This window comes from Limimaricola litoreus, assembly GCF_024159025.1.
Taxonomy (GTDB): Bacteria; Pseudomonadota; Alphaproteobacteria; order Rhodobacterales; family Rhodobacteraceae; genus Limimaricola; species Limimaricola litoreus.
On the sequence record NZ_JAMYXC010000311.1, the window covers coordinates 1 to 6,057 of the forward strand.

The 6,057-nt window shown below is 67.5% G+C and carries 6 protein-coding genes; 4 read left to right on the forward strand and 2 right to left on the reverse strand.

Going from position 1 to position 6,057, the window contains the following annotated elements:
- Nucleotides 1-84: 84 nt before the first annotated feature.
- Nucleotides 85-870, forward strand: coding sequence for an SDR family NAD(P)-dependent oxidoreductase (locus NHG85_RS18815; RefSeq protein WP_253335268.1), 786 nt, complete (start codon nucleotides 85-87; stop codon nucleotides 868-870).
- Nucleotides 870-1,640, forward strand: a complete 771-nt coding sequence (locus NHG85_RS18820) for an SDR family NAD(P)-dependent oxidoreductase (RefSeq protein ID WP_253335269.1) — start codon at nucleotides 870-872, stop codon at nucleotides 1,638-1,640. Before NHG85_RS18815 ends, NHG85_RS18820 begins: the two co-directional genes overlap by 1 nt.
- A 46-nt stretch (nucleotides 1,641-1,686) precedes the next feature.
- Here the strand turns inward: NHG85_RS18820 and NHG85_RS18825 are convergent, their stop codons facing one another.
- Nucleotides 1,687-3,237, reverse strand: a complete 1,551-nt coding sequence (locus tag NHG85_RS18825; protein ID WP_253335270.1) for a GXWXG domain-containing protein — start codon at nucleotides 3,235-3,237, stop codon at nucleotides 1,687-1,689.
- 85 nt (nucleotides 3,238-3,322) lie between these two features.
- Nucleotides 3,323-3,823, reverse strand: coding sequence for a hypothetical protein (locus NHG85_RS18830; RefSeq protein WP_253335271.1), 501 nt, complete (start codon nucleotides 3,821-3,823; stop codon nucleotides 3,323-3,325).
- Between the two features lie 307 nt (nucleotides 3,824-4,130).
- On the opposite strand from NHG85_RS18830, the gene NHG85_RS19925 reads away from it, so the two are divergent.
- A complete protein-coding gene (locus NHG85_RS19925; RefSeq protein ID WP_253335272.1) occupies nucleotides 4,131-5,423 on the forward strand; it encodes a calcium-binding protein in 1,293 nt (430 codons plus the stop codon).
- Nucleotides 5,424-5,783: 360 nt separating this feature from the next.
- Nucleotides 5,784-6,057 (forward strand): hypothetical protein (locus NHG85_RS18840; protein WP_253335273.1); only part of this gene is annotated, 274 nt, incomplete at its 3' end.

Here is a 6,057-nt window from a genome sequence, read left to right on the forward strand (position 1 = left end):
GGAGGCGCCGCGCGGCTATCGCAACTTCAAGGACAACCAGAACGACTGGACCAAGGTCGTGCTCAAGCCCGGCACGGCGACGGTATGAGCCGGACGGGGAATTTCGCGGTCGTCACCGGCGCCTCGTCCGGCATCGGCTTCGAATTGGCCCGGCTGGCGGTCGCGGACGGGCACGACGTTCTCATCGTGGCCGAGGAGGCCGCGATCGAGGCGGCGGGGGCAAAGCTTTCGACCGCCGCCGTTTCGGTCGAGACGCTGCGCGCCGATCTCGCGACCGAACACGGCGTGGCCGACCTGTTCGAGCGGATCGGGACGCGGCGCGTTGACTACTTCATGGCCAACGCCGGTGTGGGCCTGGGCCATGCCTTCCTCGACCAGGAATGGGACGAGATCGCGCGCGTCATCGATCTCAACGTCAAGGGCACCACGGCGATGCTGCACCGGGTGCTGCAGGGCATGGTGGAGCACTGTGCGGGGCGGGTGCTGGTCACCGGCTCCATCGCCGGGATGATCCCGGGCAGCTATCAGGCGGTCTACAACGCGTCCAAGGCCTATCTCGACAACCTGTCGCTGGCGCTGGGGGCCGAGCTCGAGGAGACGGGCGTGACCGTCACCTGCCTGCGCCCCGGCCCGGTCGACACGCCGTTTTTCGAGCGCGCGCATATGGAAGATACGCCGGTGGGGCAGGACGAGGACAAGGCCGACCCTGCAAAGGTTGCCCGCGAGGGCTTCGAGGCGATGATGAAGGGCAGCTCCGGCATCACGCCGGGCTTCATGAACAAGGTGCAGGCGGCCTTGACCGGCGTGTTGCCCGAACCCGTGCTGGCGCGGATGCACCGCCGCATGGCCAGACCCGAGGGAGAGGATTGATGGCAGACAAGGGATTGGCCGTCATCACCGGCGGCTCCTCGGGCATTGGCTACCAGCTCGCCCGGATCGCGGTCGAGGAGGGCTATCCCCTCGTTATCTGTGCTCATGGCGACGAGCTGGAGCAGGCCGCCGAGCAGCTGCGCCGGTTGGGCGGCACGGTCGAGGCACTGCGCGCCGATCTTTCGACCGGTCACGGGGTCGAGGCGCTCTGGTCGCATCTCGAAGGGCGCGAGATCGCGCTGTTCTTCGCCAATGCCGGCCTGGCGCTCGGCGATCCCTTCGTCGCGCAGAACTGGGACGACATCGCCGAGCGGATCGACCTTAACGTCAAGCAGACCACCTCGATGATCCACAAAATTGGACGGGTGATGCGGGCGCAGGGACGCGGGCGCATCCTCGTCACCGGCTCGATCGCGGGGCAGGTGCCGGGGCCGTACAACGCCGTCTACAACGCCACCAAAGCCTATGTGAACGGTCTCGCCTGGGCCCTGGCGGACGAGTTCAAGGAGAACGGGGTGACGATCACCTGCCTGATGCCGGGCCCGACCGACACGCCGATCTATGACAAGGGGCTTGAGGATACGGTGCTGCACGACATGCCCAAGATCGACGCAGGCAAGGTCGCACGCAGCGGCTGGGACGCGATGATGGAGGGCAAGGTCGACGTGGTCCCCGACCCGGCGAGCAGGCTGGTCAGCCTGTTCTCCGGTCTCACGCCCAAGGCGATCACCACCCGGCTGCACGAGGTGGGCGCAAAACGCCGGACGTGATCCTTTGCCCGGCGCGCTTGCCTGCCTGCGGCCGGGCGAGACCGCGTTATTCCTCGCGCGTCAGCAGGAAGAAATAGGGGGGTGCCGCGCGCGTCTGCATCAGGCCGAGCAGGCGCGTCGCATCGATCCGGCGGAAATGGTCGATGATCGGCTGCCGGTCGTAGATCATCGCCGCGCCGGTACAGCCGCGAAAGCAGACCGGTGCGAGACGGGCGGCCGGGCCACGTGCACGCAATGCGCGGCGCAGCAGAAGAAACCCGATGCGGCTCGGACGGCTTTGGGCGAGCCGGGGCCAGCGCAGCGCTGTCTTCATGGGCAGGCGCGCGGGATCGAGCGCCAGCCCCGGCTCGAAGACGAGCGGATCGACGTGGTCCTCGCTCTCGAAGCGCTTGCCCCGCCAGCCGAGCCGTTCGAGAAGCCCGTCGAGCGGATGGCCGCTAGGCAGGCCCATGCCACGCCACGCCCCGATGAGCTCTGTCGTGTCGACCGGCGGCAAGCCGTCGAAACGGGCGAGCGCCGCATCGAGCGAAAGCCCCTTCCGGCGCCACCGCCGCAGCCAGTTCGGCTCCTCTGCCGGGTCCGGGCTGGCCGGGCTTTCGGTTCGAACCGGCCCGGAATGCGCCGCGGCGGCGAGCTCGGCGGCCACCACGCCGGTCTGGTCGCCGTAGCGGGCGGAATGGTGAAAACCCGTCACGCGGCGGGCAGCGGCGGCGCGGGCGATCTCACCGGCGCCCCGGGCGGTCAGATGCGCCGATGCGGTGGCGAGGTCGCGGTCGGCCTCGAGGAAGGTGGCCTCGATGAACAGATGGTCGGCCTCCCGGCTCAGCGCGACGATCCGCTCGCGGTTCGTCGCGGTGTCGGCGGCATCGGTGACATAGGCCACGCGCTGCCCCTGCCCGACCTTCAGGATGCTTCGGCGAAGTTCGCCAAGGGGCATGGACCCATGGCCCGGGATCTCGATGCGCTGCGCGTCGGGCGCGCCGGAGCGGATCGCGGTCTTGGCCGCGTCGAGCCAGGCGCCGACGGGCAGGCCGCGCGCGTCGAGCGCGCTGCGCCAGACGTTCACGCGCAGCCGCTCCTGCAGGGCAAAGGCGAGCGAGGGGATCTTGTGGTCGAGCGCCATGGCCTCGACCGTGAAATCGGCCTCGGACAGGACGAGGCCGGGTTCGAGCGCGGGCGGCGGCAGATCGCGGCGACAGAACGCCTCGCGGGCGCGAAACTCGGCAGCTCCCGAGATGCGTGTGCCGTCGAACTCCTGCACGGTGAGGCGAAAATCGACGGAGCGCGCATCGAGCAGGTTCCAGGTGAAGGCGCCCAGCCGGTTCTCGGTCTGCCTCAGGAAGCCTTCGGGGCCGATGACGGTGAGCGGGCGCGGCCGGTGCAGCCGCAGCCGCAGCAGGCGGTCGAAACCGGCGATGTGATCCATATGGGCATGCGAGACGAAGACATGGCTGACGCGCAGCAGCTCGCGCGGCGTGAGCGCGGCAAGGTCGCCCAGATCGAAGAGCATGGCGCGGCGACCGAAACGGAAGTCGAGATAGACGCCGGGATCGCCCTCGGGCGGGTTCACGAGACGAGGCTGAACGAGCTGGGTCATCGCATCACCGCAGTCGGGGGGCTTTCGTAAGCCGCGACTCGATCCCGGCCACGGGTGTCGGCGTCATCGCAGCGGGGCATCGCCATCATGCTTCGATGAGCCGGATCACCGCCCCGGCATCCCCGCCCTTGCGAAGCCACGCGGCGGCGGTCATGGCGCGCCCCGTCTCGTCCTCGAGGTCGGGCTGCGGCGTGGTCAGGAACCCGTAGATGTCCGCCGGCTGCATGTGAGCCGGCATGGCCTGAAGGATCGGGGCCAGCCCGGTAAGCGGCAGCGGCCCGTCGAACTGGATTTCCGGCAGCTTCCAGCATTTGTCCTGCTCAGACCAGAAGCCGAGAAGCTGTCTTGCGCGGATTCTCCTGCGCAACCTGCTGGGCAGCACGCAAAGCTGGGCGGCGGTATCGTGCAAACAGCGTGAGGCTTTCTCCATCCGGCAGCTCGGATCGATGCAGCTCAGGTCGGGGATCGGCCGGGGTGGCGCATCGGGATCGCCCCGCTGCAAGGCGTCGATGGCCCCAAGGCTCGGTGCGGGTGCGCTCCTCATGGCCGGACCGGCGCGCTTTTCCGAACGGGTCTCCCTCTCCATCTTGCCTCCTTCCGCCGGATGCCGCTTCGATCCATTTCATATAGCGCGGACAACGGTCCGGCCCAAACGCGCGGCGATCCGGGCGCCCTCTTTCGCGCAGGCAGGCATCGGCGAACATCGAGCGTTCCCCGGCGATCAGGCGCATCATGGCGCCCAGCCGGGATCGGAGGCGCCATACCGGGACCGATATGCCCGGAAACGCCCGAACACGGTCACGTGATGAAACTTGGAACACCGCCGGACGTGTATGCGGGGGTCAACTTCTGGTGGCGGATCCCGCCGCTTTTTACGATAGGGAGGAGAGCCCGTGGCTCATCTTGATAGTTCTTACGGATCCTTTGAAACCTTTCTCAAGGGGTCGGAAGGAACCTGGTCCGTCGACCTGACGGCACTGAACAACTCCGGCGTGTTCGGCAGCGCCATCGTGTCTCTTGGCCAGGCCGAGGACACGCCTTACATCAACGTGGCGGTCATGGCCGAAAACCTGACGCCTGACGTCGCCCATGCCCAGCATATCCACGGCGCCTTTGACGAAGACGGCGAGCCCGCCAATTCGCGGACGCCGACCCTGCCCGATGATGCCGACGGCGACGGTTTCGTCGAGGTGCTCGAAGGGGTTCCGGCCTACGGCGACATCCTTCTTTCGCTCACCGGTGCCGACGGCATGAGCCCGGTGGCCGATGCGCAGGGGCAGCTCTCCTACATCCAGAGCTTCGACCTCACCGATATGGCCAATCTGAAAAGCCCGGTCACCGGCAACCAGTATGACATGGAAGACCTGATGCCGCTGATGCTGCGCGAAATCGTGCTGCACGGCCAGAACGTCGACAGCGGCTATGGGGCGGGCACCGATGGTGAGATCGACGGCACGCAGGACGGCTATGTCGGCATCCTGCCGGTCGCTTCGGGGGAGATCACGAAGATCGACCTCGAACAGGCGCTCGACCTGCTCGCCGGGCAACGCGCTTCGGCCAGCGGCAATTTCAGGCTGAGCGCCGCTGACGACGTCTTCGACGCTGGTGCCGGCGACGATGTCGTGAAGGGCTTCAGGGGCAACGACGTGCTCGACGGTGGCGCCGACAACGACGTGCTGCGCGGCTTTGCCGGTGACGACCGTCTGGATGGCGGCACCGGAAACGACTTGCTGGCAGGCGGCGGCGGCGCGGATATTCTCGCCGGTGGCAAGGGCGAGGACGTGCTGCGCGGCAAGGCCGGGGCCGACGTTCTCATCGGCAACCAGCAGGCCGATAGACTGTATGGCGGCGCGGGCGATGACCGGCTTCTTGGCAATCTCGGGCGCGACACACTCTTTGGAGGCAAAGGTGCCGACACGCTGAACGGCGGCCGCCACAATGACGTCCTTACCGGCGGAGACGGGGCGGATCTCTTCGTCTTCCGTAGCCGGAAGGAGGGCAATGACGTCATCACCGATTTCGAGGACGGCTCGGATCTGTTCGACTTCACCCGCACGTCGCTGGAGTTCGACGACCTGACCATCGAGAACCGGGGCGACGACGCCGTGATCAGCTACGGCGCCTCGCAGATCACCTTGCGCGGGGTGGATGCGAACCAGATCAACGAAGACGATTTCCTGATCTGATCGTACCGAAGCTCACGATGATCTGGGCCGCCCTCGGGCGGCCCTTTTCGTTTGCGTGCCACCGCTCAGGCCCGGCAAGGCCGGGTTTTGCAGGAAGGGGCCGGTCGAGCCCTTGGCCCGGGTCCCGACCCGGCCAGGCCCAGAAGCGAAAACTCCGGTTGAAGATGACCGCATACTCGAAGGCGGGACAGACAGTCCCGGACCATGGGGTTCTTCGGTATCCCGAAAGCAGATCACGCTGGTGGCCATCTCGATTGAAGCCATCCATCCTGGGCTATAGTAGAAGTTCGTTTTCTGGCAGAGGTCTGCAGAATGGCTGTCGAGCAATCCGCGAGCGCGCGAAGCGCCGTCTCGACGTTCATGCGGGCCGAGGTTCTCGCCGCGCGCATCGAGGCCATGGCCCGGGCCGAGCCCGAGGTCGGCAATCTGTGGCGCTCGGAGCTGGCTCTGGCCGAAGCGGTCGCAAGCGCGGGGCTCGAGGGCATCCGCATCTCGGAGGGCGACCTGCTGCCGCGCATCGCGCGCAACGGCGGGCAGCAGGCGGACCCTACGGGTGCGGAGCTGGCGCTGAGCCTGATCCGGGTGCTGAAGGCGCCGGGCGATCCGCTGAAGCACCCGGTCCGCTCCCTGCGGC